Genomic DNA, 25,975 nt, shown 5'->3' with positions numbered 1-25,975 from the left:
CTATCCAGCTGAGCTACGGGCGCGCTTGGCCGCGAACGGCGAGGGCGGGTATCTAGCGGACGGGCGGGCGGGGGGCAAGGGCTGCCGGAACGGTTTTCCGTGCAGATTTCCACGCCCCTTGACGCAAGCGGAGCGGCAGGGGGTTTCACTCGGGCGGGAGCCGGGCCAAGTAGAGGCCTCCCCCGCGCCTCCGCCCTCGCACGAGTCAGCCATGAACCTTCTTTCGACCCGGTCGCTCCGATCGCTGACGGCCGTGGCGGCGGCGACGGCGCTGGCGCTGGCAGGGTGTGCGGGCGGGGCGGAGAGACCGGCCGGTGCGACCCCGGCCGCGGCGCCGGCCGCCGTCCAGGCGCCGCCCGCGCGCGGACCCTTCGTGGCGGCCGCCAATCCGCTGGCGGTCGAGGCGGGCCTGAAGGTGCTGCGCGAGGGCGGCTCGGCGGTGGACGCCGCCGTGGCCATCCAGGCGGTGCTGGGCCTGGTCGAGCCGCAGTCGTCGGGACTGGGCGGCGGCGCCTTCATGATGATGTTCGACGCCGCCACCGGCGAGATCACCAGCTATGACGGGCGCGAGACGGCGCCGGCGGCGGCGACGCCCGAACTGTTCTATGAAAACGGACGGCCGCTTGGCGTCGGCGAGGCGATCCTGAGCGGGCGGTCGACGGGCGCGCCCGGGGCCGTGGCCATGCTGGCGATGGCCCACAGGGCGCATGGACGGCTGCCGTGGAACGCCCTGTTCGGGGACGCGGAACGGCTGGCGCGCGACGGCTTCACGATCAGTCCGCGGCTGGCCGGCTTCATCGCCGCGACGCGGGGCCAGGCGCGCACGCGCTGGGCCGACGCCTGGTTCACCAAGGCGGACGGGACCCGCTACGTCGCCGGGGACGTGCTGAAAAACCCCGCCTACGCCGAGACCGTGGCCGAGCTGGCGGCGGGCGGCGCCGAGGTCTTCTACAACGGCCGGATCGCGCGCGAGATCGCCGCAACGGTGGCGCAGGAGCCGCGGCCGGGCGCCCTGACGGCGGAGGACATCGCCGGCTACCGGCCGATCGAACGCGGGGCCCTGTGCCGGCCGTACCGGATCTATGTCGTCTGCGTGCCGCCGCCGCCGTCCAGCGGCGTGGCCGTGCTGCAGCTTCTGGCCATGGCCGAGCGGACGCCGGATATCGAGGCGGGCCCCGACAGCGCCGACGCCTGGGCCGCTTTCGCCCAGCTGCAGCGGCTGATGTACGCCGACCGCGACCGCTACGTCGGCGACCCCGGCTTCGTCGGCGTTCCGGTGCAAGGTCTTCTGGACCCCGACTATGTCGCCGCCCGCGCGGCCCTGGCCCCCGCCCTGACCGGCGCGGCCGAGCCCGGCCTGCCCCCCGGCGGGGTGTTCACGGGGGCCGACGCCACGCGCGAGCCGGCGGGAACGTCGCATCTGGTCGTCGTCGACGCATGGGGCGATGCGGTGAGCATGACCACCACGGTCGAAAGCGTGTTCGGCTCGGGCCGGATGGCGGCCGGCTTCTTTCTCAACAACCAGCTGACCGACTTCTCGTTCACGCCGGTGCGGCCCGACGGCGCGCCGGCGGCCAATGCGGTGGCGGCGGGCAAGCGGCCCCGCTCGTCGATGTCGCCGGTCATCATCCTGGACCGCAGCGGCCGGCTGGTCGGGGCGGTGGGATCGCCGGGCGGACCCTCGATCCTCGCCTATAACGCCAGGGCCCTGATCGCCATCCTGGACTGGGGCCTGCCGGTGCAGGCGGCGTTCGACCTGCCCAATCTGGTGGCCCGGGGCGACGGCTTCGGCGCGGACACGGACCGCTTCTCCGAAGACCTGCGCGCCGGCCTGGCGGCGCGGGGCGTGGCGCTCAGTCCCAATTCCAGCGAGAACTCGGGCCTGCACGGCGCCATCTGGCGTCAGGGACCGGACGGCTGGGGCTGGGACGGCGGCGCCGACGACCGGCGCGAGGGCGTGGCGCGCACTCACTAGAGTCAACGCGACACGGGCGCCCTAGTCCGGCTTGATGCTCAGCTGGAAGGCGATCAGCCCCTCGGACACGTCCGTATCGACGCCGTGGCCGGCGCGCAGACCCTCGGTTTCGATCTCGCGATAGACGAGGCTCAGGGAGCTGTGCACCGGGCCCCGGCGCATCGCCACGCCGAGCGAAGCGTCGCCGAGGAAGTTTCCCGAGTCCTGGCTGTAGCCCGACCGGGCGAAGTCGCCGTCCCGGTTGCGGGCGAAATTATAGCCGACCGCCCGGCCCGAGCCCGCCGCGTAGAGATACCACCGGGGGCGCTCGCCGAAAGCTTCGCCGCCGTCCGGGACCAGTTTGTTCAGGCCCCGGCCGATGCGCAGGGTGGCTCCCGCCTCGGTCGTGCCGCCGCGCGAGCCCACTCCCACCCCCAGATGCGGCGTCAGGGTGACGTCCAGCCCCGAGGCCGTCTGGCCCAGGGTTTCGGTCCAGCCGCGGGTGTAGGTCAGGTCATAGTGTTCGGCGTCGAAGGTCGCGGGATCCAGCGGTCCTGGCGGCAGGGGCGAGCCGTCGAGGCGGCGCAAGATTCCCTCGGTGCGCAGGCGCAGCCGATCATCGTATCGCGGCGTTTCGAACCAGACATCCCGGCTGGAGGCCGCCCACTGCGACGTCCGGTCCGGAGCGTAACCGATCCAGCTGTCTGTCGCCTCATAGGGGCGTTCGCCGGTCGTGCGCGCGTCGCGATCCAGACGGGTCAGCAGGTCGGCCACGGTGGTGGGGCGTTCGCGGGCGACCCTCCAGGGGTCGGACAGGGCGACCTCGGCCGCCTGCGGCTCGGCGGCGAGCGCCGGGGCCGCAAGGGCCACAGTCGCCAACACTCCGGCAAGGATCGCCGTCATACGCATCAACGGTCCCTCCCCGATCCGTTAACGAATGCGACCCTGCACGATGCGGGCCGTCTCGCCAACAGGCTTTCGCTCCCTCGGGGAAACGTAGGCCTGGCGGTGCAGTTCCGACGGGACGGCGGCGGACGTGGTTACCGCCCTACTGGCAGGCCAGGCACTCGTCGTAGTCAGTGCGCGCGGCGGAGAAGAGATCGGGCTGGTTCGGGTCGACCTCGGCCTCGACCTTGTCCTCGGCGCCCGCGAAGGCGGCCCGCTGAACCGACTTGGAGCGCAGGTAGTAGAGCGACTTCACGCCCTTCTCCCAGGCCGACCAGTGCAGCATGTGCAGGTCCCATTTGTTCACGTCGCCGGGGATGAACAGGTTGATCGACTGGGCCTGGCAGATTTCCGGCGAGCGGTCGGCCGACAGCTCCACGATCCAGCGCTGGTCCAGCTCGAAGGCGGTCTTGAAGATGGCCTTTTCGTCGTCCGTCAGCGCGTCGAGGTGCTGCACCGAACCCTCGTGCTCGAGGATCGACGACCAGACCTCGGTGGTGTCGATGCCCTTCTCGCCCAGCACCTTCTCCAGATAGGGGTTCTTGACCGCGAACGAGCCCGACAGGGTCTTGTGCGTATAGATGTTGGCCGGGATCGGCTCGATGCCGGCGCTGGTGCCGCCGCAGATGATCGAGATCGAGGCGGTCGGGGCGATGGCCAGCTTGTGGCTGAAGCGCTCCAGCACGCCGCGCTCGGCGGCGTCCTCGCAGGCGCCCTTCTCCTCGGCCAGCAGGCAGCTGGCCTTGTCGGCCTCGCGGCGCAGGTGTTTGAACAGCCGCATGTTCCACGACTTGGCCATGGCCGATTCAAAGGCCACGCCCTGGGCCTGCAGGAAGGAGTGGAAGCCCATCAGGCCCAGGCCCACCGAACGCTCGCGCCTGGCCGAATAGACGGCCGCGGCCATGGCCGGCGGGGCGCGGCGGATGAAGTCCTCCAGCACATTGTCGAGGAAGCGCATCACGTCCTCGATGAACTTGGGTTCCTCGCGCCATTCCAGGAAGCTCTCGGCATTGACCGAGGACAGGCAGCAGACCGCCGTGCGGTCGACGCCCAGGTGGTCGCGGCCGGTGTGCAGGGTGATCTCGCTGCACAGGTTCGACTGTTTGACCGACAGGCCCAGGTCGCGCTGATGCTGCGGCATCTGGCGGTTCACTGTGTCCGAGAAGATCAGATAGGGCTCGCCGGTCTGCAGGCGGATCTCGAGGATCTTCTGCCACAGGGCGCGGGCGTCGACGGTCTTCACCACCGCCTTGTCCTTGGGCGACAGCAGGTCGAAGGTCCGGCCGTCGCGGACCGCCTCCATGAAGGCGTCCGAGATATTGATGCCGTGGTGCAGGTTCAGGGACTTGCGGTTGAAGTCGCCCGAGGGTTTGCGGATCTCGAGGAACTCCTCGATCTCCGGATGGTGGACGTCCAGATAGACGGCGGCCGAACCGCGGCGCAGCGAACCCTGCGAAATCGCCAGAGTCAGGGAGTCCATCACCCGGATGAAGGGGATGATGCCCGAGGTCTGGCCCGCGCCCTTGACCTTCTCGCCGATGGAGCGGACGCCGCCCCAGTAGGTGCCGATGCCGCCGCCGTTCGAGGCCAGGGCCACGTTCTCGTTCCAGACCGACTGGATGCCGTCCAGGCTGTCGGCCACGGCGTTCAGGAAGCAGCTGATCGGCAGGCCGCGGTCCGCGCCGCCGTTCGACAGCACCGGCGTCGAGGGCATGAACCAGAGTTTGGACATGTAATCGTAGACGCGCTGGGCGTGGTCGGCGTCGTCGGCATAGGCCGTGGCGACGCGGGCGAACATGTCCTGGTAGCTCTCGCCGGGCAGCAGATAGCGATCCTCCAGCGTCTTCTTGCCGAAGTCGGTCAGCAGATCGTCGCGGGTCCGGTCGAGCTGAATGGATTTCACCACGGACAGATGGGGTCGCAGCGTCGCATCACCGCCCGCGGCCGGCTGGAAATCCACTGTCTTCAACGCTTCGCCGCCGGCCATGATAGTCTTCCGCCCTGAACTGGATCGATTAGGAGCCCCGCGCCGAAACCACATCATCTAGTGGCTGAAGCGCTCCCCAAGCCCACATATGGGGCGCAGATGGCTAACCAACCGTCAACGGGGTTGACGATCACTTTCTGTCCGAATCGGCCTCAAGACGGGGGATGAGCCTGTGGACAGGCCGCGACGCGGGCGTGACAGGTCGCCCCCTCGAACATCACGAACGCGTGAGGGGAACGGTCCCACAAGCGGGACCGTTAGGGACCGATGACATCGCAGCAGACGATCACCTTTTTACGCCGCATGCTGCGTATCGCCCGAACCGAAATCGCGGCGGTTTCGGCCCTGTTCATCGTCGCTCTGGGGGTCATGACCTTCATCGAGGTCGCCGACGACATGACCGAGACCGATGGCCAGGCCTTCGATCAGGCCGTGCTGGCCTGGATGCAGCCGGTCGCGGGCGAGCCTCGGGGGCCGTGGTGGCTGAAAGAGGCGGCCGCCGACCTGACCTCGCTGGGCGGCATATCCGTGCTCACCTTGTTCGCCGTCATCGCCATTGCCTTCCTGTTGATCCAGCGCAAACGGCTGTCAGCTCTGCTGCTCGTGCTGGGTCTGGCGGGCGGCGTCGCCCTGAGCGAAGGTCTCAAGGACCTGTTCGGTCGCCAGCGCCCCCCCTCGGACTTTCAGGCCGTGGATACGCTGAACGCCAGCTTCCCCTCGGGCCACGCCCTGCTGTCGACCGTCTTTTACCTGACGCTCGGCGTGATGCTGACCCGGGCGTTCCCCCGCGCGCACCTCAAGGCCTTCGTGCTGGGTGCGGCCATTCTGATCGCCCTGCTGATCGGACTGACCCGGGTTTATCTGGGCGCCCACTGGGCCTCGGATGTGTTCGCGGGCTGGTGCGCCGGCGCCGCCTGGGCCATGGCGCTCTGGCTGGTCGCCTATGCCGTCGCCCGACGTCAGGCCGTCCGGGACAAGGGCCTGCACGACGAGGCCTTGCCCCCGGAGCCGGCCCCCGATACAGACGCCCCCGTCATCGGGGAGTAGCCGCCCGCGCCGATCAGCGGGGTTCGCGTCAACACACTTCCTCTCGCCCGGAGAGGATGGCGCGTTCTTAAGTGGCCTTATCGCCTCGCGCACGGCGCGAGGCTGCTTGAGGGCGGACCGTATCGGTCCTCAAGCAGCGAGCCTCCGCGAGGCGAGCGTAGGACCACCAACATGGCAAGACCGCTGGCTTCGCAGGGCGCTTCCACGCGGGGGCCGGCTGCGACGCCGCAGGTCTGTCCGCCGAACCCCCGCGAACGATGATGTGTTGGAAGCCTTCCTGATATCGACCGGCCTCGTCTCCATCGCGGAGATCGGGGACAAGACCATGCTGCTGGCGATCATGCTGGCGGCGACCTGGCGGCGTCCGCTGCCCATCATCCTCGGCATCCTCGCAGCCACGGTCGCCAATCACGCCTTCGCCGCGCTCGCCGGTTCCCTGCTGGCGCGGTTCATGGACGGCGACTGGCTGCGCTGGGGTGTCGGCCTGGCCTTCCTCGGTTTCGCCGGCTGGGCCCTGATCCCCGACCGGTTCGACGAAGCGCCGGATATGACCGAAAAGACCTTCGCGGGGGTGTTCTGGACCACGACGGCCGCCTTCTTCCTGATCGAGATGGGCGACAAGACCCAGGTGGCCACCGCCATGCTGGCGGCCCGGTTTCAGGATCTGCTCCCGGTCGTCGCGGGCTCGACGCTGGGCATGCTGCTGGTCAACGGGCCGGCGGTGCTGCTGGGCGAGGCGGCGGCCCGCAAGCTGCCCCTGACCTGGATCCGCCTCGCCGCCGCTGCAGGATTCGCCGCAACCGGGGTGTGGGTTCTGCTCGCGCGCTGATAGAAGCCCGTGCCTCCCGCCACCTGAGTGTCCCTGCCGATGAAGTCCCTGATGCGCCTGACGGCGGTTGTCCTGCTGGTTGTCCTGATCGGCGCGATGGTCGGCCCCTTCCAGAACGTCGAGGCCGCCAGCAATGTCTGGGACAAGGCGGCCCATTTCGTCGCCTTCGGCCTGATCCTGTGGAGCATCGGCGTGTTGTTCCGCCGCCTGCCGCGCACACTCGCGGCGCTCTCGGCGCTGGCGCTGGGCGGGGCCGTGGAGATCGTACAGGGCATGGTCGGCCGGGACGCGAGCGGGGGCGACCTGCTGGCCGACGGCCTCGGCATCCTGATCGCCCTCCTGTTGTGGGCGGTCTGGCGGCGCTTCCAGCCGCGAACGGCGTTTCAGACCTCGAACACCCGGTAGGGCGTCTCGCCCAGGGTCCGCAGCACCGGCAGCGCGACGTTGTAGACCGGCACCCCCTTGTTCGTCCGGCCCTCCGGCGCGCCGCGATGGGCGTGGCCGTGCACCACCAGGCTGATGTTGTCATAGCGATCGATGGTCTCGCCAAGCCGCGACGAGCCGAGGAAGGCGTGGATTTCCGGCGGCTCGCCCATGACGGTGTCGACGATCGGGGAATAGTGCAGCAGCACGACCGAGCGCTCGGTGCGCAGCATGCGGATCGAATTCTCGATGTGGTTGGCGTCCTCGACCGCCTCCTGCACGAAGGCCTTGATCGAGGCCTCGCCGAACGGGCTCAGCATGTAGCGGCCGAAGCCGCCGATGAATCCCTTGCCCCCGGCGAAGCCGACGCCGTCGATCTCGTAGGCCTGGCCGGTCAGCATCCTCACCCCGGCGTCGCACAGCATCTGCGTGACCACCTCGGGGTGGCCGCATTCGTGCTCGTGGTTGCCCAGCACGCCGACCATGGGGATCTTGCAGCCGCGCAGGTCTTCCAGCAGGATTTCCACCTCGCGCGTCTTTCCGAAATTGGTCAGGTCGCCGCACAGGCACAGGACATCGGCGTCCTCGTGCACCCGGTCGAACAGTTCGCGGTGCGGCCGGTCGTGGGTTTCGCCGACATGCAGGTCGCCGACGGCGGCGACGCGCAGCTTCCTCTTCGGTCCCGCCTCCATGCCGGGCTGGGGCGTCTGGGGGTCCACGTCGTTCATGAGGCGCTCCCCCTGGCGCTCAAGCCGCGAGGCTCCGCGAGCCGGGCGTAACGCCCGACATCAGTGGATGGGGTCATGGCGTTCCTCCAGACCCTTGCCGACGATGTCGCCGAAGCCCCATTCCGAGATGTCGGAGATATAGTCGCGGGCGCTGAACAGCCGGCCGCGGCACACCTTCACGCGCGGCGCCGGCAGATCGACCTGGGCGCGCAGCCGCTCGGTCAGTTCGTGCATCAACCAGGCCGGGATGTTGCCCCGTTCGGTCGGATAGGCGAACCGGAAGTTCAGCAGATGCGACATCAGCACCTCCCAATACAGATCCATCTGGTCCAGCAGGCTCTTCCAGTCGATGGCCTCGGACTGTTTGAGGATGATGTGGTTCACGTCCGCGCCGTCGTAGCGGTAGCGATCCTGGATGAAGACCTTGGACAGGATCAGGGCCGTGGGCGGGGTGATCGAGACCTTGTGGCCATAGACCTCGATCGTGTCCTTGCCGAACCAGGCGTCGTTGACCGCGATCGTCCCGTTCGACATGGCGAAGATCACGTCGAAGAAATAGTGGTCGTCCTTCCACACCTTGGCGATCCAGCGCTCGTCCTCGACGTCGGTGCGGTAGCCGCGCGCCTGGAAGAAGGCGAGGATGCGGGGGTAGTCCCCCGGCTTGCAGAAGACGTCCAGATCCTTGGTCGGCCGGTTGATGCCGGTATAGGCGGTCACCGCATAGGTCCCGGACAGCAGGAAGGGAATTCCGCTTTCCTTCAGCAGGCGCAGCGATTCCTCATAGAAGGCGATGGCCTCCTCGGGCGGACGGAAGCTGGGGTCTGCGACGGTGTCTGACATGATCCGGCACTCCATTCCGGCCGGTGACGGCGGGTCTGGAAACGGCTGCGGTCGGGCACGGTTCCTGATGAAGCGATCCGGCCGCCGATGTGACGGATTTGTTTACGCATTCACCTTAACGCTCGGTCTGTTCAGTAGGAGCCGGGGGAGGCTCGGGTTGAAGGGTCGTTGGCGTCTGTTCCGACATGAAGCGGGCCGTGTGGCGGGTCCGCCCCCCTGGGCCTATGTGCTGCTGTTCGCGGCCTCGCAACTGATCGGCCACTGGAGCGTCGCCACCTACGGCGCCGTGCTGATCTGGCTTTCCAACGGCATCATGGTTGCGGCCCTGTTGCAGCTCCACCGTCGCAAGGCGATCGGGGTGGTGCTTGCCTGCTTCCTGATCAATCTTTCCAGCAACGCCATCCGCGGCGACGCCGGGATGCTGATGTGGCTCAACGCGGTCATGAATCTTGGCGAAGCCGCCCTGGCGGCCTTGCTGGCCCGACGCTTCTGCGGCGCGGCCCTGGACATGCGCCGGCCGCGCCGGCTGTTCGCCTTCGGCCTGCTCGCCGCAGCGCCCGCGGTGGCTGCGACGGCGACTGTGGGCTTCGGCCTGACCATGCTGCTCCGCCACACGCCGCTCACGGTGGCCGGCGCTTTCAACATCTATTCCTTCGTCATCGTCGAACTGCTCGGTCTCCTCCTGGTCACGCCCGTTCTGTTGCTGATGGCGCGCGCGCACCGGTTCCACGGAACAACGCGGGCGCGTTGGCCGGAGGCGACCGCCCTGGTCGCCCTGACGCTGGTCATAACCGGGGGCGTGTTCTGGCAGAATGACGCGCCGCTCGGCTTCCTCTGCTTCCTGCCCATGCTGCTGATCGCCCTGCGGCTGTCGCCCACGACGGCGGCGATCGCCCTGATCGGCCTCGCGGCCGTCAGCGGGGTCCTGACCCTGACCGGCCACGGCCCCGTGCACCTGACCCGGCTGCTGGACATCCCCGGGCTGGAAGGGGTGAACCCCATGCTGCGCCGGCTGGGCGTCTACAATCTGTATCTCCTCGCCATTGTGGTCACGGTGTTGCCGGTCTCCACCGTCATGACCGAGCGCCGCCGGCTTGAGGCGCGGCTGCGCGCCCGCACGGTCGCCGCCCAGGAGGCTCGCCGCAAGGCCGAGGACGCCGCCGCCGCCCGTTCCCGCTTCCTGGCCATGATGAGCCATGAGATGCGCACGCCGCTGAACGGCGTCGCCGGATTCGCCGACGTGCTGGCCAGCCGGCCAGGCCTCGACGCCACGGCCCTGCGTCAGGCGCGCCAGATCCGCGAATCCAGCGACGGCCTGTTGATGCTGGTCGAGGACATTCTGGACTTCGCCCGGGGCGACGACGCCGTCTCGCCGGAGACCCTCGATCTGGCCGCCGTGGCGCGCGAGGCCATCGCTCCCAGCCGGGCCGCGGCGGACGCCCGGGGGCTCAGCCTGACGATCGACGACCGTCTGCCGGAAAACGCACGGTTCATCTGCGATCGCCGCGCGCTGCGTCAGGCGCTTCACCCCATGGTCGCCAATGCGGTCAAATTCACCGAGCGGGGCGAGGTCGTGGTCCGTCTCGACCGGTCGCAGGACGGCGTCTGCATCCGCGTTTCGGACACGGGTTCGGGCATCGAGCCGGCGTTGCTGCCGGAACTGTTCGAAGCCTTCGCCCAGGGAGACGCCTCGATCGGCCGCCGCCACTGCGGCGCGGGTCTGGGCCTGGCGCTGGCGGCCCGACACGTCCGCCGTCTGAACGGCAGCATCGATGTCGACAGCCGGCTGGGCGAGGGATCGACCTTCATCCTGCACCTGCCTCTGCAGCGCGCCGCCGACGCGGCGGATGAGGTCGAACGGCCCGCCCCCGACGTCTCCGACACGGCGGTGGTGGAGCCCGTGACGCCCGTGACGCCCCGCGTGCTGGTCGTCGACGATCATCCGGTCAACCGCGAGGTCGCCCGCATCATGCTGGAAGCCTTCGGCTGCGACGTCGTCGAGGTCTGCGATGGTCAGGAGGCGGTGGACGCCGTCGCCGGCCAGCCCTTCGACCTGGTGCTGATGGACGTGCGCATGCCGCAGATGGACGGGCTGGAGGCGACGCGCCGCATCCGCGCCTTGCCGGGGCCCGAGGGCGGTCTCGCCGTCGTGGCCATGACCGCCGACGCCATGCCCGAAGACGTGGCGCGGTGCCTGGCCTCGGGCATGAACGCCCATATGGCCAAGCCCATCAACCAGGCCGGCCTGCTGGTCGTGGTGAACCGCGCCCTGGCCGGCGACCTTCCGGACGCCCGGGTCGCGGCCGGCGCCGAGGCGGCCTAGCTCCCGTACCTTCCCACCAGCGGGAAGCGGTCGGCCCAGAACGCCTCCAGCTCGGGCAGGGCGTCGATGCGGCGCATGACGGCCCCCATACGTGGCGCGACCTCGTGGAATCGCTTGCGGTGCGGGGTCCAGCGGCTGGCGACGGCGACGTAGAGGTCCAGCACCGTCGGCTCCGGCCCGAGCAGGAAGCGGTCGGGGACGATCTGGCTTTCCATCTTCGCCCAGCAGTCCGCGATCCTGTCGGCGGTGCGGTCGAGTATGATTTGATGCGCGGCCGGATCGTCGCCGCCCAGCCGGGACGGTTCGTCGCGGACCCAGTACATTGAATAGATCGAGGCCGGGACGAAGGTCATCCAGCGCAGGAACTGCGCCCGGCGCGGATCGCAGGTTTCAGGGCCCAGCGCCGCCTCGGGATGCTGTTCCGCCAGCCAGATCAGGATGGCGGCGCTCTCGGTGATGGTCTCGCCTTCGGGCGTGATCAGGGCCGGGATCTGCCGCATCGGATTGACCGGGGCGACCTTGTCGCGTTCGGCGTCGCCCTCCCAGGTGACGGCCTCGATCACGCGATAGGGCGCGCCGATCAGGGTCAGGGCGGCCTCGACCGGGACCGAGCCCGAACCGGCGGCGCCATAGACGGTGTAGGTCATGTCGATCTCCTCCATGCCTGTGTGCGCCTGAACGCGCGAAGGAGCCCGCGAGATTTTCACGCGGAGCCATAAGCGGGCCTTGCCACCGGACGGACCCCTGCATTCGGCGTTGGCCCTGCTGTAGATTCGCCGGCAGCCATACAGGTTGCTGACCTTACGTTGCTGAATTTTCGCGTCTTTCTCCACCGGGTAGCGTCATTTGCGAGCCGCAGGAAAACCCGCCCGCACAATGGCGGGATGACCCAGGAACCTGAAAACCCCACCCCCCGCCCCGCCGTCTCCAGACCTGTGGGCCCGTGCCCGCGGAGACTATCTGTCCGGCATATCCGCGCCGGTCGTCGCCGAGCGCTACGGCCTGTCCGAACGCACGCTGCGCCGCCGCGCGGCCTCGGAGGGGTGGCGGCGGACTGACCGGACGGCCATCGAGCGGTTTCCGGAACTGGCCGAGGTCGACCAGGCGCGGACCAATGACCTGTTCGAACTGTTGTTCGATCCGGACCCGGCGCATCTGCGGCGCTTCGCCTTCCGGCATGCCGCCGAGGCCGCGGCCCTCTCGCGTCCGGCCGAGGCGGTGGTCTGGATGCGTCTGTTCCATTCGCTCGAGCGCAGCGGCGAGACCATCGACCGCGAAGCCCGGCCCTTCCGGCGGCAGGACTATCTGCGCGCCTCCTACCTCAGTCGGATCGACGCCGACGTGGCGCGGAACAAGGACTGAAGCGTGGCAGGGTTTGGCAGGGTTGGCGCCCCGAATTCCCGAAACCGTGCCACGACCGAGCCGGGTTTCGTCCCCATCTTCTCCCCAGAAGACTGCGGCTCGCCTACCACATCTAGCGGTAGCGCAAAAAGTGATCGCAATATAGCCGCATTTCGGCTTGGCGCCGGCCCCTTCCGACCGCATGGTGAGTTCACCCTCGGATTCGCCGACAGAGCCCAGTACCGATGAACGCGCACGTCTCGATCACCCCCACCGGCCCCGGCCTGCTGACCCCGTCGGCGGCCTACAAGCCGTTCCGCTATCCGTGGGCCTTCGACATGTGGAAGAAGCAGCAGCAGGTCCACTGGATGCCCGAAGAGGTGCCGCTGGGCGAGGACATGAAGGACTGGGCGGTCAATCTGACCGACAGCGAGCGCAATCTGCTGACCCAGATCTTCCGCTTCTTCACCCAGGCGGACATCGAGGTCCAGGACAACTACATGGAAAAATACGGTCGGGTGTTCAAACCGACCGAGGTCAAGATGATGCTGGCGTCCTTCGCCAACATGGAGACCATCCACATCGCCGCCTACGCCCTGCTGCTCGAGACCATCGGCATGCCCGAGAGCGAGTTCGGCGCCTTCATGGAATACGAGGCCATGCGCGACAAGCATGACTTCATGGGCAAGTTCGGGGTCGAGACCAACGGCGACATCGCCCGGACCCTGGCCATGTTCGGCGGCTTCTCCGAAGGGCTGCAGCTGTTCGCCTCGTTCGCCATGCTGATGAATTTCCCGCGCCAGAACAAGATGAAGGGCATGGGCCAGATCGTCAGCTGGTCGGTCCGCGACGAGAGCCTGCACTGCGAGGGCATCATCAAGCTGTACCACGCCTTCAACAAGGAGACGGGGGCGGTCACGCCCCAGGTCGCCAACGACATCGTCGACTGCTGCAAGACGGTGGTCGAGATGGAGGACCGCTTCATCGACCTGGCCTTCGAGATGGGCCCGGTGAACGGCATGACGCCGGACGACATCAAACAGTACATCCGCTTCATCGCCGACTGGCGCCTGCGCCAGCTGCACCTGCCGGAAGTCTATGGCGTCAAGGAAAACCCGCTGCCGTGGCTGCAGTCCCTGCTGTCGGGCGTCGAGCACGCCAACTTCTTCGAGGCCCGCGCCACCGAATACTCCAAGGCCGCCACCACCGGCGCCTGGCACGGGGCCGAGGGCGTCTGGGGCAGTTTCGACGCCATGATGAAGAAGCGGAAGGAAGGGGCGGAGGCCTGAACCCCTCCGGCCCCGTCGGGGTCGCCCTCGTCGGCCACGGCTACGCCGGGCGGACCTTCCACGCGCCGCTGATCGGCGCCTGCGCCGCACTGGACCTGCGGACGGTGGTCACCCGCCGGCCCGGGGACGCGCCGGGCCTGAACACCGTCGCGACCCTGGACGAGGCCCTGGCCGACCCTGCGGTCGACCTCGTCGTCCTGGCCACGCCCAACGCCCTGCACGCTCCCCAGGCCCGCGCCGCGCTCGAGGCCGGCAAGGCCGTGGTGGTCGACAAGCCCTTCACCCTGACCACGGCCGAGGCGAGGGCGCTCATCGCCCTTGCGGAGGCCCGGGGCCTGCTGCTGTCGGTGTTCCACAACCGCCGCTGGGACGCCGACTTCCTGGCCCTGCAGGCGGACATCGCCGCGGGACGGCTGGGCCGGATCGTCTCCTTCGAAAGCCGGTTCGACCGCTATCGCCCCGAGGTCCGGGACCGCTGGCGGGAACGCGACGAGCCCGGCGGCGGCCTCTGGTATGATCTCGGACCCCATCTGATCGATCAGGCCCTGGTCCTGTTCGGCCGTCCCCTCGGGGTGAGCTGCGATCTCGCCGTCCTGCGTCCGGGCGGACAGGCGGTGGATTACGCCCACGCCGTGCTGCGCTACGACGGCCTGCGCGTGATCCTGCACGCCGACATGGTCAGCCCCGCCCATGACGTCCGCTTCGTCGTCCAGGGCGAAAGGGCGGCCTGGCTGAAATCCGGCCTCGACGTCCAGGAGGACCAGCTGAAAGCCGGTCTGCCGGTCGGGGGGCCGGGCTGGGGCGTCGATCCCCGGCCCGCCGTACGGGTCGACGGCGCCGGCGGCGATCGCATGCCGGCGCCCGGCCCCCCGGGCGACTACCGGGCCTATTATGACGGCGTCGCCCGCGCCCTGCGCGCCGGCAGCCCGCCGCCGGTCACCGCCGCCGAAGGTCTGGCGGTCATGGAGGTGCTGGAGGCCTGTCTGGAGAGCGCCCGGCTTCGGGTCGAGGTCCGTCTGGCCTAGATGCCCGCGAACCACTCATAGCCGCCGTCTTCCCAGTAGCCGCCCTTGCCGTCTCCGATATGGGCGAAGCTGGCGACCGCCTCGATGCGCCGGATGTATTTGGCGTGCTTGTAGCCGATCTGCCGCTCGACCCTCAGCCGCAGGGGCGCCCCATGCGGGACGGGCAGGGTCTCGCCGTTCATGGCCCAGGCCAGGATGGTCTGCGGGTGCCGGGCGTCGACCAGATCGATGCTCTCATAGTACCGCTCGCCGTCCTCGCGCTGATCCAGGGCGTCGAAACAGTGGAAGACGATGTAGCGGACCCCGGGCTTCAGCCCCGCCTCGTCCAGCAGGGTCTCCAGCCGCACGCCGGTCCATTCGGCGATCGAGGTCCAGCCCTCGACGCAGTCGTGCTTGGTGATCTGGGACTGCGCCGGGCGGGCGCGCAGATCGGCTAGGCCCAGCGACAGCGGCCGCTCCACCAGACCGTCGATGATCAGCCGATAGTCGGCGAACCCGCCGGCCTTCAGCGCCACATAGTCCGCCGCCGCCGGGTCGATCGAGCCATTGGCCCGGAAGTCCGGCGATATCTCCGCCCGGCTGTAGGTCGGGGCCAGGGCGTCGCGCGGGATCAGCAGGCGCTGGGCGCGGCGGGTCAGGCCCTCGCCCATGCGCCGGGCCTGTTCGGCCAGGCTGGTCCCGGCCTGATTGCAGGCGGACAACAGGGCGGTCGCGGCGGTGGCGACGGCGCCGGTCAGCCAGCGGCGGCGGTTCATGGGACGTCCCCCTCGTCGGTCGATCGTCTGCGCCCGAGCTTCGGCCCGGCGGTCGAGCCCGGCGGCTGGATCACGAACCAGCCCGTGATCATCGACCGCATATTGTTGAACGGTCCGGTCCAGATCACCAGACCGACGTGGACGACGATGAAGCCGACGATCAGGCCGGCCGAGATGAAGTGGAGGGTCCGCGCCGACTGCCGCCCTCCCATGATCTCCAGCAGCACCCCGCCCACGGCATTGAACCCGGGCGACATCGACAGGCCGGTGATCAGCATCATGGGCAGGACGATCAGGATCATCGCCGCATAGGTCAGCTTCTGGATCACATTGTAGACCCGGGCCTGATCGTCGGCGGGGAAGTGGAAGCGGGCGTGCTCGGCCACGGAGGCTCCCAGCCCTTTCAGCTCCCGCCCGGTGGGCCAGATGCGGCGGCCGAAGCGCCCGGTCAGAAAACCGTACGCCAGATAGACCAGACCGTTGGCCACGAAGATCCAAGCGAACAGGAAGTGATAATTGCGCGCCTCGGCGAGGTTGCGGCCCTGCGGGACCAGCGCCCAGTCCGGCAGCGGCGGGATGCTGACCCACGGGTCGGCGAAGGTCGAGCGCACGCCCCAGTACAGATGCGGGTGGGCCAGCAGGATGTTCAGCCCGCTCATGATCAGCACCACCACGGCGACCGCGTTCAGCCAGTGGCTGATCCGCACCAGCGGGGGGTGGCGCCATGTGTCTGTCCGGCCGCCTGTCAGCGGACGGTCGGGACGCCTCGCGGGGCGGGCCTCAGCATCGACCGGAGACGGGTCCGCGGCGGTGTCGGTCATGATCCCTCCGGCGCATGGGCCGCGCCCGGACCCAAGCTACGACGAAGCGGGCCGAAAGGTCACCGTCCGACGTCAGTATTTTGCGGGCGGGGTGGTGACGCAGACGCGGCGCGCCCGCTCGCAGGCGGCGACCTCGGCCTCCCAGGCGGCGCGCTCGCGCTCATAGGCCGCGCGGGCCGCGTTGGCGGCCGCGAGGTCCGCCTCATACTGCGCGCGCCGGGTCTCCAGCCGGGCGGTCTCCTCGCGCCACTGCGCGCTCTGCCGCTCGAAGGCCGCGGCGCCCTCGGCCTCGGCCCGTTCGGCGGCGGCGTTGCGGGCGGCGATCTCGGCGTTCAGCCGGATCGTCTCGGCGACCTCGGCCGGGTTCTGTTCCGCATCCGAAGCCTGATGGTAGCTTTCGCCCCGCTGCCGCAGCCATTCCTCGGAGCCGGGCGTGACGCTGGCGGACTGCACCTTGGCCGAGGTGGTCGCCTGCGGGGCGGTGGTCTGGGCCAGCACGGGGGCGGCGGCCAGCAGAAGCGCGGCGCCGGCGGCGAGTGTGAAGCGGATCATGTAAGCCTCCTTCAGGCGATGAAGCGTTGCCGTGAAGCTGGGCGGTTTCGCGGCGGTCCGCCACAGATAACGCCGGTCGCGCTATTTGGCGCCGCGTCGCCGGATCAGTGCGGCAGGCGCAGTTCGAAGGTGGTGCCGTCCGGTCCGGTCTCCACCAGCGTCAGTTCGCCGCCATGGCTGGCCGCCAGCTCACGCGAAATGGCCAGACCCAGACCGGCCCCGTCCGACGCGCGGCCGCTGACAAAGGGCTCGAACAGGCTTTCGGACAGGCGCGGCGGGATTCCCGGGCCATCGTCTGCGATGCGGATGACGCAGTCGCCGTCGTCGCTCGAGGCGGTGACCCGAACCACGCCCTTGCGGCCGGTGCGGCGGGTGGCGTCGCCCTCGATGGCCTGGCGGGCGTTGCGCATCAGATTGACGAGGATGCGATGCAGCTGGTCGGGGTCGGCGTGGACGCCGAACCGGGCGGGCACGGTTCTCGCCAGACGCACGCCCTCGGAGGTCAGGCCCGCATCTTCGGCGGCGGCGGCGATGGCGGGGGCCAGGGCGATACGGACCCGTTGCGGCGGCGGCTCCTCGCTCTTGCCGTACTCCAGCACATTGCGGGACAGGGCCGCGGCGCGGCCCAGGGCGCGCTCCAGCCGGGGCAGGACCTTCGCCACCTCCGGATCGGGGGAATCCGCCAATCGTTCAGATGCAAGCTGCGCAGAGGTCAGCATGTTGCGCAGGTCGTGGTTGATCTTGGCCACCGCCTCGCCCAGCGCCACCAGTCGGGCGCGGGAGCGCAGGGAGACGCGGACTTCCTCCTGCATCCGGGCCAGTTCGCGCTCGACGCGGCCGATCTCGTCGTGGCGATCGCTGGGCGGGTCCCCCTCGGCCTCGGGGTCGAGGGCGAAATGCTCGATCGAACGGGTGACCCGCCGCAGGGGTTGAAGCACCAGGAAGGCCAGGCCGCCGTACAGCAGGCCCCCCGCGACCAGCGAGATCAGCAGCGACATCAGCAGGCTGTTCAGCAGAAAGGCCCGCAGTTCCTGTTTCAGGGGCTGGGCGGGCGCCAGGATCTCGATGAAGTCGCCCGAGCGGTAGCGGGGCCGCGCCTGAACCCGGATCGACCGGTCGGGGTGGCCGAACAGGGTGCGCCAAGGGTCGATGGTGCGGGCGATCGGCCGCCGCTGCCGCAGATCGATCAGGTCGGGCGTGCGCGGCAGATTCGGGGCCTGCAGCAGCAGCCGGCGCACGCCCTGGTCGCCGACGACCACGGCCTGAACCCCCCCGATGGCCAGCAGCTGTTCCGCCGTCTCGTCCTCGACCGCCGAATAGGGCAGGGCCTCGACCCCGACAGAGGCCAGTTCGGCCGACTGCAGCCGGTCCAGCAGCCACCGCTCATGGAAGCTGGCGGCGCTGGGCGCGATGATCAGGATCTCGACCACCACCGTGAAGAGGAAGGTCAGCAGCAGCAGCCGCCAGGCCAGGGCGTCAGGGGCGTGGAAGTTGAGCCGCTCGCGCCAGTCGGCGGGCACGCGCAGGGCACGCCGGACGTCGCTCAGCAGGGGCCGGAAGCGGTTCATGCGCCGCTTAACGCAAAGCTCGGGCCAAAAGCTGCGCCGTTCATGCGGGAACCTTGCGGCCGAGCGCCCTCTGCAGTCCTTTCAGGCCGAACGGCAGAACCACCGCCAGCACGAAGACGCCCGCCATCGGGGCCCAGAACTGGCCGAACAGGGCCTGGAAGTCCGGGTTCGGGTTGGTCCTCAGGAGTTCGTTCAGCCGCGCCCCGATCCAGCAATAGATGATGTGGGCGGGCAGCAGGCCGATCACCGTGGCGATCGTATAGGGCGTCAGCCGCACGGCCATGATCCCGGCGGCGATATTGATCATGTGGAACGGCACCACGACCGCCAGGCGCGAGGCCAGGACGTACCAGAAGGTGTCCCGGTCGATGGCGTCGCAGACCTTCTGCATCAGGCCCCTGTCGCGTTCGGCCTTCCTTCGCAGCGCCTCGCCCAGCGCCGACCGGGCGACGGCATAGACGATCAGGGCGCCGACGGTGGCGGCGATCGAGGTCGAAATCCCCCCGACCCAGGGGCCGAACAGATAGCCGGCGGTGATGGTGACGAAGAAGACGCCCGGCACCACGCTGGCCGTCAACACGGCGAACACCGCCATCAGGATCAGCAGGCACAGGATATAGTTGGCGTCCTTGAAGGCGTGGAACCCGGCCCCGTGGGTCCTTATCGTGTCGAGCGACAGATAGCGGTTCCAGCCCATGGCGAAGATCAGGACGATGACGCCGGCCAGTACGATCAGAGGCGCGAAGCGTTTGAACCGGTTCATTCTCTCTCCGCCGGAGGGCCGTTGGCGTTGACAGTTCAGGCCCTGCCGCTTATACGCCCGCCCTTCCCGCGACGGACGTCTTTCCGTCGCCCCTCTGTATTCAGTCCCAGGAGCCGAACGTGAAGCGGACCTATCAGCCGTCGCGACTCGTGCGCAAGCGCCGTCACGGCTTCCGTTCGCGGATGGCCACCAAGAACGGACAGAAGATCGTTGCGCGGCGTCGCGCCAAGGGCCGCAAGCGCCTGACGGCCTAAGTCGTCCGGCGCCTGTGCTCGGGCGCATGGCCGAACTGTTCAAAATCGAACGCCTGACTTCGCGGCCCCAGTTCCTGGCGGCCGCGAAGGGCGTTTCAGAGGCTCGCGGCGCCGTGGTCGTGCAGCGGCTGGAGCGCGGCGACGGCGAGGCCGTGGTGCGGCTGGGCTTCACCGCCACGCGCAAGGTCGGCAACGCCGTCATCCGCAACCGCGCCAAGCGCCGCCTCAGGGAGGCGGCCCGGGCCATGGCCCCCCTGTTGGCGCTCCCCGGCAGCGACTATGTCTTCATCGCCCGCGCGGGCACGGCCGACCGTCCCTGGGACCGTTTGCTTGACGATGTGAAATCGGCGCTTACAAGGCTCGCGACCCCGCGGCCGGCGCCCAAGACTGCGCCCACGACGCCCGCAACCGCCGGCCAGGATTCCTGATCTCCATGCCTCCTCAAGACAACAGCCGAAACACGATCATCTTCGTCGTGATCGCGGCCATCATGCTGATGGCCTACAGCTATTTCGTGATGCAGCCGCAGGCCGAGCGCCGGAAGGCCGCCCAACAGGCCGCCGCCGAGCAGACGACCGACGCGCCGATCACGTCTCCGTCGCCCAACGCCGCCGTCTTCACCGACGATCGCACCGTCGCTCTCGGGCGCGGCGGGGCCCGCGTGCCCATCCAGACCGGGACGGTCACGGGTTCGCTGTCGCTGCGCGGCGCGCGGATCGACGACCTGTTCCTGACCCGGTACCAGGAGACGATCGAGAAGGGCTCGCCCGCCGTCGAACTGTTCCGTCCCGAAGGCATGCGCCACGCCTATCAGGCCCAGTTCGGCTGGAACGGCCCCAATGTCCCCGGCGGCGTGCCCGGCCCGCAGACGCCGTGGCGTCTGACCGAAGGCGCGACCCTGACGCCGGCCACGCCCGTCACCCTGACGTGGGACAACGGCGCGGGCCTGCGTTTCACCCGCCGCATCGCCATCGACGACCAGTATCTGTTCACCGTCACGGACACCGTCGCCAATTTCAGCGCCCAGCCGATCACCATCGCGCCCTGGGGGCGGGTCGAGCGGCAAGGCGTGCCTGACGCCCTGGGCAAGACGCAGATCCTGCACGAAGGCGGCATCGGCACCTTCGGCGCCGACGGAAAGTACACGACCGAACAGCTCAAATACAAAGCCTGGGCCAAGAAGCCGGTGCAGGAGCACGCCTCCACCGGGGGCTGGATCGGCATCACCGACAAATACTGGCTCGCCGCCCTGATCCCGCAGCAGGACGAACACATCCAGGCCGCCTTCCGCGTCACCGACGCCGCCCACGCCGACATCCACTCCGCCACCATGCTGGGCGAGGCCCGCACCATCGCCCCGGGCCGCCAGGTCAGCGAAACCCAGCGCCTGTTCGCCGGCGCCAAGCGCAACGAGATCCTGGCCGCCTATGAGAAGGACCTGAACCTTCCGCGCTTCATCTATGCGATCGACTGGGGCTTCCTGTTCTTCCTGACGCGGCCGATCTTCCTGCTGGTCGAGCTGTTCTACGGCTGGTTCGGAAACTTCGGCCTGGCCATCCTCGGCCTGACCCTGACCGTGCGTCTCATCATGTTCCCGCTGGCCAACAAGAGCTACGAGAGCATGTCGAGGATGCGGACGCTCCAGCCCAAGATGGAGGAGCTGAAGAAGAAGCACCCCGACGATCCGGCCGCCCAGCAGAAGGAGCTGATGGCGCTGTATCAGAAGGAGAAGATCAATCCGCTGGCGGGCTGTCTGCCCCTGCTGCTGCAAATTCCGGTCTTCTACGCCGTCTACAAGATGCTGTTCGTGACCATCGAGATGCGGCACGCGCCCTTCTTCGGCTGGATCCGCGACCTCTCCGCGCCCGACCCCTCGACGATCTGGAACCTGTTCGGCCTGCTCCCGTGGGATCCGTCGTCGGCCCCGCTGATCGGCGGCTATCTGACCGGCACCTTCGCCCTCAGCATCCTGGCCATCTTCTACGGCCTGACCATGTGGCTGCAGATGGCGATGAGCCCGCCGGCGCCGGACCCGATGCAGCGCCGCATCTTCCAGTTCATGCCGATCGTCTTCACCTTCATCATGGCCACCTTCCCGGCCGGCCTGCTGATCTACTGGGCGTGGTCCAACATCCTGACCATCATCCAGCAGTATGTGATCATGCACCGGCTGAAGTCCGAGAATCCGATCGACACCTTCATCGACCGGCTGAAGAAGGCGAAGGCCTGAGTTGGACGAGTTCACCCCGGAAGAACTGGAGCAGGGGCGCATCCTGTTCGCGCGCCCCGCGACCTTCGTCATGGGGTGCGCCAAGATCGAACAGCTGCCCGATCCCGACCTGCCCGAGGTCGCCTTCGCGGGCCGGTCGAACGTCGGCAAGTCCAGCCTGATCAACGGCCTGGTCGGCATGCACAAGCTGGCCCGGGCCTCGAACGAGCCGGGCCGGACGCGCGAGGTCAATTTCTTCGACCTCGACGGCAGGATGCGGCTGGTCGACCTGCCCGGCTACGGCTGGGCCAAGGCCTCGAAATCGACGGTGAAGAAATTCCAGGATCTGGGCCGGGACTATCTGCGCGGCCGGGTGACGCTGAAGCGGGTCTATCTGCTGATCGACGCCCGCCACGGCCTCAAGAAGGTCGACGACGAGGCCCTCGACGCCCTCGATCTGGCCGCGGTCAGCTACCAGATCATCCTGACCAAGGCCGACAAGCTCAAGAAGGGCGAGGCCGAGAAGGTCCAGGCCGCGACCCTGAAGGCCGTGTCCAAGCGCGGCGCCGCCTACCCGGCGGTCATCGTCACCTCGGCGGAAAAGGGCGACGGCATGCCCGAGCTCCGCGCCGAGATCATGCGCACGACCGGCGTGACGCTCTAGCTCCGTCTCCTCCCTCCTCCCCATTGCTTCGCAACAGGGAGGAGACGCTTGCCCGATCGGTCTCCGGGTGGTCGGGTGGCCGGATGCAAACCCGCCACATCCAGACCGACGGCCTGACCCAGCAGATTCTCGAGGCCGGCTCCGGTCCCCTCGTCCTGCTGCTCCACGGCTTCCCGGAGCTCGGCGTCAGCTGGCGCGCGCAGGTGCAGGCGCTCGCCGACGCCGGCTTCCACGCCGTCGCCCCGGACATGCGCGGCTATGGCGGGACTGACAAGCCGGGCGACGCCGCGGACTATTCCATCCTCCACCTGGTCGGCGACATGGTCGATCTGGTCCGGGCGCTGGGCCAGACATCGTGCGTCGTCGTCGGCCACGACTGGGGCGCGCCCGTCGCCTGGCACTGCGCCCTGACCCGGCCCGACCTGTTCCGCGCCGTCTTCGGCCTGTCGGTGCCCTTCCAGCCCCGCCGGCCCAAAGGCCCGCCGACGGCGGCCATGGCGGCGATCTCGAAACGCCTCGGCCTGGGCGATCTCTACATCAGCCGCTTCCAGGCCGCCGACGCCCACGCCCTCTTCGACGCCGACCCGGCCGCGGCCCTGCGCAAGATGTTCTACGCCTACGACGGCGCGACGCCCGACGGCCGCCAGTCCACCGGTTTCATCCCCGAGGGCCAGAGCCTCATCTCGACCGTCCCCGACGACGCGACCCTGCCGCCATGGATGAGCGAGGCGCATTTCAAGGAGTACGTGGCCGCCTTCTCGGCCGGCGGCTTCAAGGGGCCGGTCGATTGGTACCGCAACCTCGATCGCAACTGGTCGCTGACTGCGCATCTGCAGGACGCCCGCATCCGCACGCCCGCGGCCTTCGTGGTCGGAGAGCGCGATCCGGTGCGTCACTACGCCGGTCCGCACGAGGCGGGTCTCAAGGAGTGGGCGACCGATCTGCGGATGCAGGTGGTGATCCCGGGCGCGGGCCACTGGATCCAGCAGGAGCGGCCCGACGAGGTTAACAGGCTGCTGCTGGAATTTCTGAAAGGGCTCTAGGCGCTTCTCTCTGTCGTCATCCCGGCGAAGGCCGTCCAGCGGCGCCGAAGCGCAGCGAAGGCGATGCTCGACGCAGTCGTGCTCCCGACAGGTTCGCGCTCTCGCGCGCCGCCGGGTTCCGGGGTCGCTGCGCGCCCCGGAATGACGACACGATGTGATGCGTCGCCTAGAGGCCCTTCACCGCTTCCGCCATGATCTCGAGGCTCCGGATGCGGTCGTCGATGTCGAACACCATGCCCGTGACCATGACCTCGTCGACGCCGGTCTGGCTGACGAAGGCGGCCAGCTTCGTGCGCACCGTCTCGCGGCTTCCGATCGCGGCGTATGTCAGACGGCTCTGCACCGCCGCGATCTGACGCGCGTCCAGCACGGCGGTGATGTCGTCCACCGGCGGCTTCACCTTGCCGGGCTTGCCCGAAACCACCGCGGCGAAGGCCTGCTGCATCGACGTCGACAGCCGCTCCGCCGCCGCGTCGTCCTCCGCCGCAAACACATTGATCGCGGCCATCGCATAGGGCTGGTCCAGCGCCTTCGATGGCCGGAAGCCGGCGCGATAGATCTGCAGCGCCTGCATCAGCAGCTCGGGCGCGAAATGGCTGGCGAAGGCGAAGGGCAGGCCCAGATGCGCCGCCAGCTCGGCGCTGAAAAGGCTGGAGCCCAGCAACCAGATCGGAACCTTCGCGCCCGCGCCGGGCCAGGCCGTCACGCGCTGGCCCTCGACCGGGTCGTCGAGGAAGGCCTGGAGCTCCATCACGTCGCGCGGAAACTGGTCGGCGGCCTCGAAATAGCGGCGCAGGGCCCGGGCCGTCTCGCCGTCGGTTCCGGGCGCGCGGCCGAGGCCCAGGTCGATGCGACCGGGGTACAGCGCTTCCAGCGTCCCGAACTGTTCGGCGATCACCAGCGGCGGATGGTTGGGCAGCATGACCCCGCCCGAGCCGACGCGGATGCGTTCGGTCGCCCCGGCGATCTGGCCGATCACCACGGCGGTCGCAGCGCTGGCGATGCCCGGCATGTTGTGATGCTCGGCCACCCAGAACCGCTTGAATCCCAGCCTGTCGGCGGCCTGGGCGAAGGCGGTGGTTTCCAGCAGGGCGCGGCGGGCGTCGCCGCCCTCGACGATGGGCGACAGGTCGAGAACGGAGAAGGCGGTCATGTCCCGCTAGATCGGGTTCGCGGGTTGCGATTCAAGACCCGCCCGGTTGGCGAGCCCGCACCCGCCCCCTAGTGTCGGCGCTCAAACAGGGGACCGACATGACCATTCTCACTTTCGCGGCCGCCTCCGTCATGGCCGTTGCGCCCGTACAGGCCGCTGCGGCCCCCGATCTGGGGGGCGTGTGGGAGGGGCGGATCAGCGCCGGCGGCCAGTCCATCCGCATCGTCTTCCGCATCGACGCCGGCGGGAACGCGGTCATGGACAGCCCGGACCAGGGCGCCCGGAACATCGCCGTGGACCGTCCGACCATCGAGGGCGGCGTCGTTCGCTTCGTCGTCCCCGTCATCCGTGGCCAGTTCGAGGGGACGCGGTCCGATGACGGCCAGACCTTGACCGGCGTCCTGTCGCAGGGCGGCGCGACCCTGCCGCTGGTCCTGACCCGCACGGCGGCGACGGCGCCCCTCGTCTCCCGTCCCCAGACGCCCGCTCCGCCGTTCCCCTACCGCAGCGAGGACGTCGTGATCGACAATGCGTCGGCGCCCGGCGTGCGGCTGGCCGGAACCTTGACCCTGCCGGAGGGCGACGGACCCTTTCCCGCAGCCGTCCTGGTCACCGGGACCGGCCCGCAGGACCGCGACGAGACCATCGAGGGGCACAAGTCCTTCGCCATCTGGGCGGACGCCCTGACCCGTCGCGGGGTGGCGGTGCTGCGATATGACGACCGGGGAGTCGCCGGCTCGACCGGAAACTTCGCCGCCGCCACCCAGCACGATTTCGCATCGGACGTGAAGGCCGCCTTCGACTGGCTGGCGGCGCGGCCGGACATGGACCGGACGCGCATCGGCCTGATCGGCCACAGCGAGGGCGCCACCTTCGCCCCCCTGGCCATGCAGGACGGCGCACAGGCGGCGTGGCTGGTCATGCTGGCCGGGCCCGCGGTCTCAGGCGGCGAGATCATCCAGGAACAGCAGCGGCGCATCGCCGTGGCGGCGGGCATGCCTCCCCAGGAGGTCGAGCGCACCAACGCCCTCCAGCGCCGCGCGGTCGCCGCCGTCGCCGACAACGCCGCGGACCCGCAGGCCGTCCGCCGCGAGGTCGAGGCCCTGCTCCTCGCCAATGGCCGACCGCCGCAGGACGCCGCCCGGACCGCGGCGGTGATGGCCAGCGACTGGTACCGGGGGATGATCGTGCATGATCCGGCGGAATCGATCCGGACGATCCGCGTCCCCCTGCTGGCCGTCTATGGCGGCAAGGATGTGCAGGTGCCGGCCGACCAGAACGGGCCGGCGATCACGCGACTCAAGCCGGACGCCGAGGTCGTGGTGCTGCCGGGTCTGAACCACCTGTTCCAGCCGGCCGAAACCGGTCTGATGGCGGAATACGGGCAGATCGAAACCACGCTCGATCCGTCGGTGATCAGGACGGTCGTCGACTGGGTTGCGGCCCGGTCGGGTCTCTGACC

Annotated in this window: 25 protein-coding genes; 14 read left to right on the top strand and 11 right to left on the bottom strand. The window is 69.1% G+C overall.

Annotated elements, in window-relative coordinates; translation table 11 throughout:
* The first annotated feature begins 211 nt into the window (after positions 1–211).
* Positions 212–1,975 carry a gamma-glutamyltransferase family protein gene (locus VN378_RS16105; protein ID WP_325744572.1) on the top strand — a complete coding sequence of 588 codons (1,764 nt, stop codon included), beginning with the start codon at positions 212–214 and terminating at the stop codon, positions 1,973–1,975.
* A gap of 21 nt (positions 1,976–1,996) precedes the next feature.
* On the opposite strand, the gene VN378_RS16100 is transcribed toward VN378_RS16105, so the two are convergent.
* Positions 1,997–2,863 (bottom strand): lipid A-modifier LpxR family protein, encoded by an 867-nt coding sequence (locus tag VN378_RS16100; protein ID WP_325744571.1) that lies wholly within the window; start codon positions 2,861–2,863, stop codon positions 1,997–1,999.
* 139 nt (positions 2,864–3,002) lie between these two features.
* On the bottom strand, positions 3,003–4,886 hold the full coding sequence (locus VN378_RS16095; protein ID WP_325744570.1) for a ribonucleoside-diphosphate reductase subunit alpha: 1,884 nt from the start codon (positions 4,884–4,886) through the stop codon (positions 3,003–3,005).
* 267 nt (positions 4,887–5,153) lie between these two features.
* Here VN378_RS16095 and VN378_RS16090 point away from each other — a divergent pair, with 267 nt between their 5' ends.
* The 3 genes from VN378_RS16090 to VN378_RS16080 all read left to right on the top strand — a co-directional run bounded on the left by VN378_RS16090 (position 5,154) and on the right by VN378_RS16080 (position 7,167).
* Positions 5,154–5,933 carry a phosphatase PAP2 family protein gene (locus VN378_RS16090; RefSeq protein ID WP_325744569.1) on the top strand — a complete coding sequence of 260 codons (780 nt, stop codon included), beginning with the start codon at positions 5,154–5,156 and terminating at the stop codon, positions 5,931–5,933.
* 262 nt (positions 5,934–6,195) lie between these two features.
* Positions 6,196–6,762, top strand: a complete 567-nt coding sequence (locus tag VN378_RS16085; protein WP_325744568.1) for a TMEM165/GDT1 family protein — start codon at positions 6,196–6,198, stop codon at positions 6,760–6,762.
* A gap of 39 nt (positions 6,763–6,801) precedes the next feature.
* Positions 6,802–7,167, top strand: a complete 366-nt coding sequence (locus VN378_RS16080) for a VanZ family protein (protein WP_325744567.1) — start codon at positions 6,802–6,804, stop codon at positions 7,165–7,167.
* Here the strand turns inward: VN378_RS16080 and VN378_RS16075 are convergent.
* Both VN378_RS16075 and VN378_RS16070 read right to left on the bottom strand, forming a co-directional pair.
* Entirely contained in the window at positions 7,146–7,913 is a 768-nt protein-coding gene (locus VN378_RS16075) for a metallophosphoesterase family protein (RefSeq protein WP_325744566.1), read from the bottom strand. The genes VN378_RS16080 and VN378_RS16075 overlap by 22 nt on opposite strands.
* A 60-nt stretch (positions 7,914–7,973) precedes the next feature.
* Positions 7,974–8,753, bottom strand: coding sequence for a hypothetical protein (locus VN378_RS16070; RefSeq protein ID WP_325744565.1), 780 nt, complete (start codon positions 8,751–8,753; stop codon positions 7,974–7,976).
* Between the two features lie 199 nt (positions 8,754–8,952).
* Between VN378_RS16070 and VN378_RS16065 the strand changes: the two genes are divergently transcribed.
* Entirely contained in the window at positions 8,953–11,076 is a 2,124-nt protein-coding gene (locus tag VN378_RS16065; protein WP_325744564.1) for a hybrid sensor histidine kinase/response regulator, read from the top strand.
* On the opposite strand, the gene VN378_RS16060 is transcribed toward VN378_RS16065, so the two are convergent.
* On the bottom strand, positions 11,073–11,723 hold the full coding sequence (locus tag VN378_RS16060; RefSeq protein ID WP_414642266.1) for a glutathione S-transferase family protein: 651 nt from the start codon (positions 11,721–11,723) through the stop codon (positions 11,073–11,075). The two genes, VN378_RS16065 and VN378_RS16060, sit on opposite strands and share 4 nt — an antisense overlap.
* Positions 11,724–12,207: 484 nt before the next feature.
* On the opposite strand from VN378_RS16060, the gene VN378_RS16055 reads away from it, so the two are divergent.
* The 3 genes from VN378_RS16055 (at position 12,208) to VN378_RS16045 (ending at position 14,731) form a co-directional block, all read left to right on the top strand.
* The gene (locus tag VN378_RS16055) at positions 12,208–12,438 is read left to right on the top strand and encodes a hypothetical protein (protein WP_325744563.1); all 231 of its coding nucleotides are present in this window, start codon (positions 12,208–12,210) and stop codon (positions 12,436–12,438) included.
* Between the two features lie 224 nt (positions 12,439–12,662).
* On the top strand, positions 12,663–13,706 hold the full coding sequence (locus tag VN378_RS16050) for a ribonucleotide-diphosphate reductase subunit beta (RefSeq protein ID WP_325744562.1): 1,044 nt from the start codon (positions 12,663–12,665) through the stop codon (positions 13,704–13,706).
* On the top strand, positions 13,652–14,731 hold the full coding sequence (locus VN378_RS16045; protein ID WP_349255511.1) for an oxidoreductase: 1,080 nt from the start codon (positions 13,652–13,654) through the stop codon (positions 14,729–14,731). Before VN378_RS16050 ends, VN378_RS16045 begins: the two co-directional genes overlap by 55 nt.
* On the opposite strand, the gene VN378_RS16040 is transcribed toward VN378_RS16045, so the two are convergent.
* From VN378_RS16040 to VN378_RS16020, 5 genes are all read right to left on the bottom strand, one after another.
* On the bottom strand, positions 14,728–15,486 hold the full coding sequence (locus tag VN378_RS16040; protein WP_325744561.1) for a molybdopterin-dependent oxidoreductase: 759 nt from the start codon (positions 15,484–15,486) through the stop codon (positions 14,728–14,730). The two genes, VN378_RS16045 and VN378_RS16040, sit on opposite strands and share 4 nt — an antisense overlap.
* Complete coding sequence (locus VN378_RS16035) at positions 15,483–16,307, bottom strand: cytochrome b/b6 domain-containing protein (RefSeq protein ID WP_325744560.1); 825 nt, start codon at positions 16,305–16,307, stop codon at positions 15,483–15,485. The genes VN378_RS16040 and VN378_RS16035 overlap by 4 nt, the downstream gene beginning before the upstream one ends.
* Before the next feature lie 72 nt (positions 16,308–16,379).
* On the bottom strand, positions 16,380–16,859 hold the full coding sequence (locus VN378_RS16030) for a hypothetical protein (protein ID WP_325744559.1): 480 nt from the start codon (positions 16,857–16,859) through the stop codon (positions 16,380–16,382).
* Positions 16,860–16,963: 104 nt separating this feature from the next.
* Entirely contained in the window at positions 16,964–18,427 is a 1,464-nt protein-coding gene (locus VN378_RS16025; RefSeq protein WP_325744558.1) for a HAMP domain-containing sensor histidine kinase, read from the bottom strand.
* A 40-nt stretch (positions 18,428–18,467) separates the two neighbouring features.
* Positions 18,468–19,190, bottom strand: a complete 723-nt coding sequence (locus VN378_RS16020; protein ID WP_325744557.1) for a TVP38/TMEM64 family protein — start codon at positions 19,188–19,190, stop codon at positions 18,468–18,470.
* A gap of 119 nt (positions 19,191–19,309) precedes the next feature.
* On the opposite strand from VN378_RS16020, the gene rpmH reads away from it, so the two are divergent.
* The 5 genes from rpmH (at position 19,310) to VN378_RS15995 (ending at position 23,360) form a co-directional block, all read left to right on the top strand.
* On the top strand, positions 19,310–19,444 hold the full coding sequence (gene rpmH / locus VN378_RS16015) for a 50S ribosomal protein L34 (RefSeq protein WP_003164000.1): 135 nt from the start codon (positions 19,310–19,312) through the stop codon (positions 19,442–19,444).
* A gap of 26 nt (positions 19,445–19,470) precedes the next feature.
* The gene (gene rnpA, locus VN378_RS16010) at positions 19,471–19,872 is read left to right on the top strand and encodes a ribonuclease P protein component (protein ID WP_325744556.1); all 402 of its coding nucleotides are present in this window, start codon (positions 19,471–19,473) and stop codon (positions 19,870–19,872) included.
* A 5-nt stretch (positions 19,873–19,877) separates the two neighbouring features.
* Positions 19,878–21,674 (top strand): membrane protein insertase YidC, encoded by a 1,797-nt coding sequence (gene yidC / locus VN378_RS16005; protein ID WP_325744555.1) that lies wholly within the window; start codon positions 19,878–19,880, stop codon positions 21,672–21,674.
* A gap of 1 nt (position 21,675) precedes the next feature.
* Positions 21,676–22,317 (top strand): ribosome biogenesis GTP-binding protein YihA/YsxC, encoded by a 642-nt coding sequence (yihA, locus tag VN378_RS16000; protein WP_325744554.1) that lies wholly within the window; start codon positions 21,676–21,678, stop codon positions 22,315–22,317.
* An 83-nt stretch (positions 22,318–22,400) separates the two neighbouring features.
* On the top strand, positions 22,401–23,360 hold the full coding sequence (locus VN378_RS15995) for an alpha/beta hydrolase (protein WP_325744553.1): 960 nt from the start codon (positions 22,401–22,403) through the stop codon (positions 23,358–23,360).
* Positions 23,361–23,526: 166 nt separating this feature from the next.
* Here VN378_RS15995 and VN378_RS15990 read toward each other — a convergent pair whose 3' ends face one another.
* On the bottom strand, positions 23,527–24,513 hold the full coding sequence (locus tag VN378_RS15990; protein WP_325744552.1) for an LLM class flavin-dependent oxidoreductase: 987 nt from the start codon (positions 24,511–24,513) through the stop codon (positions 23,527–23,529).
* 98 nt (positions 24,514–24,611) lie between these two features.
* Between VN378_RS15990 and VN378_RS15985 the strand changes: the two genes are divergently transcribed.
* Positions 24,612–25,973 carry an alpha/beta hydrolase family protein gene (locus VN378_RS15985; protein ID WP_325744551.1) on the top strand — a complete coding sequence of 454 codons (1,362 nt, stop codon included), beginning with the start codon at positions 24,612–24,614 and terminating at the stop codon, positions 25,971–25,973.
* Positions 25,974–25,975: the final 2 nt, after the last annotated feature.

Origin of the sequence: Brevundimonas sp., from assembly GCF_035561115.1 — a bacterium.
Taxonomy (GTDB): Bacteria; Pseudomonadota; Alphaproteobacteria; order Caulobacterales; family Caulobacteraceae; genus Brevundimonas.
Note: the sequence above shows the minus strand (reverse complement) of the source record. Positions and strands in the feature narration are given on the sequence as shown.

Coding starts and splice junctions, on each gene's coding strand:
- VN378_RS16105 (WP_325744572.1), top strand. CDS start 212: ATGAACCTTCTTTCGACCCGGTCGCTCCGATCGCTGACGGCCGTGGCG.
- VN378_RS16100 (WP_325744571.1), bottom strand. CDS start 2,863: ATGCGTATGACGGCGATCCTTGCCGGAGTGTTGGCGACTGTGGCCCTT.
- VN378_RS16095 (WP_325744570.1), bottom strand. CDS start 4,886: ATGGCCGGCGGCGAAGCGTTGAAGACAGTGGATTTCCAGCCGGCCGCG.
- VN378_RS16090 (WP_325744569.1), top strand. CDS start 5,154: ATGACATCGCAGCAGACGATCACCTTTTTACGCCGCATGCTGCGTATC.
- VN378_RS16080 (WP_325744567.1), top strand. CDS start 6,802: ATGAAGTCCCTGATGCGCCTGACGGCGGTTGTCCTGCTGGTTGTCCTG.
- VN378_RS16075 (WP_325744566.1), bottom strand. CDS start 7,913: ATGAACGACGTGGACCCCCAGACGCCCCAGCCCGGCATGGAGGCGGGA.
- VN378_RS16070 (WP_325744565.1), bottom strand. CDS start 8,753: ATGTCAGACACCGTCGCAGACCCCAGCTTCCGTCCGCCCGAGGAGGCC.
- VN378_RS16060 (WP_414642266.1), bottom strand. CDS start 11,723: ATGACCTACACCGTCTATGGCGCCGCCGGTTCGGGCTCGGTCCCGGTC.
- VN378_RS16050 (WP_325744562.1), top strand. CDS start 12,663: ATGAACGCGCACGTCTCGATCACCCCCACCGGCCCCGGCCTGCTGACC.
- VN378_RS16040 (WP_325744561.1), bottom strand. CDS start 15,486: ATGAACCGCCGCCGCTGGCTGACCGGCGCCGTCGCCACCGCCGCGACC.
- VN378_RS16035 (WP_325744560.1), bottom strand. CDS start 16,307: ATGACCGACACCGCCGCGGACCCGTCTCCGGTCGATGCTGAGGCCCGC.
- VN378_RS16030 (WP_325744559.1), bottom strand. CDS start 16,859: ATGATCCGCTTCACACTCGCCGCCGGCGCCGCGCTTCTGCTGGCCGCC.
- VN378_RS16025 (WP_325744558.1), bottom strand. CDS start 18,427: ATGAACCGCTTCCGGCCCCTGCTGAGCGACGTCCGGCGTGCCCTGCGC.
- VN378_RS16020 (WP_325744557.1), bottom strand. CDS start 19,190: ATGAACCGGTTCAAACGCTTCGCGCCTCTGATCGTACTGGCCGGCGTC.
- rnpA (WP_325744556.1), top strand. CDS start 19,471: ATGGCCGAACTGTTCAAAATCGAACGCCTGACTTCGCGGCCCCAGTTC.
- yidC (WP_325744555.1), top strand. CDS start 19,878: ATGCCTCCTCAAGACAACAGCCGAAACACGATCATCTTCGTCGTGATC.
- VN378_RS15995 (WP_325744553.1), top strand. CDS start 22,401: ATGCAAACCCGCCACATCCAGACCGACGGCCTGACCCAGCAGATTCTC.
- VN378_RS15990 (WP_325744552.1), bottom strand. CDS start 24,513: ATGACCGCCTTCTCCGTTCTCGACCTGTCGCCCATCGTCGAGGGCGGC.
- VN378_RS15985 (WP_325744551.1), top strand. CDS start 24,612: ATGACCATTCTCACTTTCGCGGCCGCCTCCGTCATGGCCGTTGCGCCC.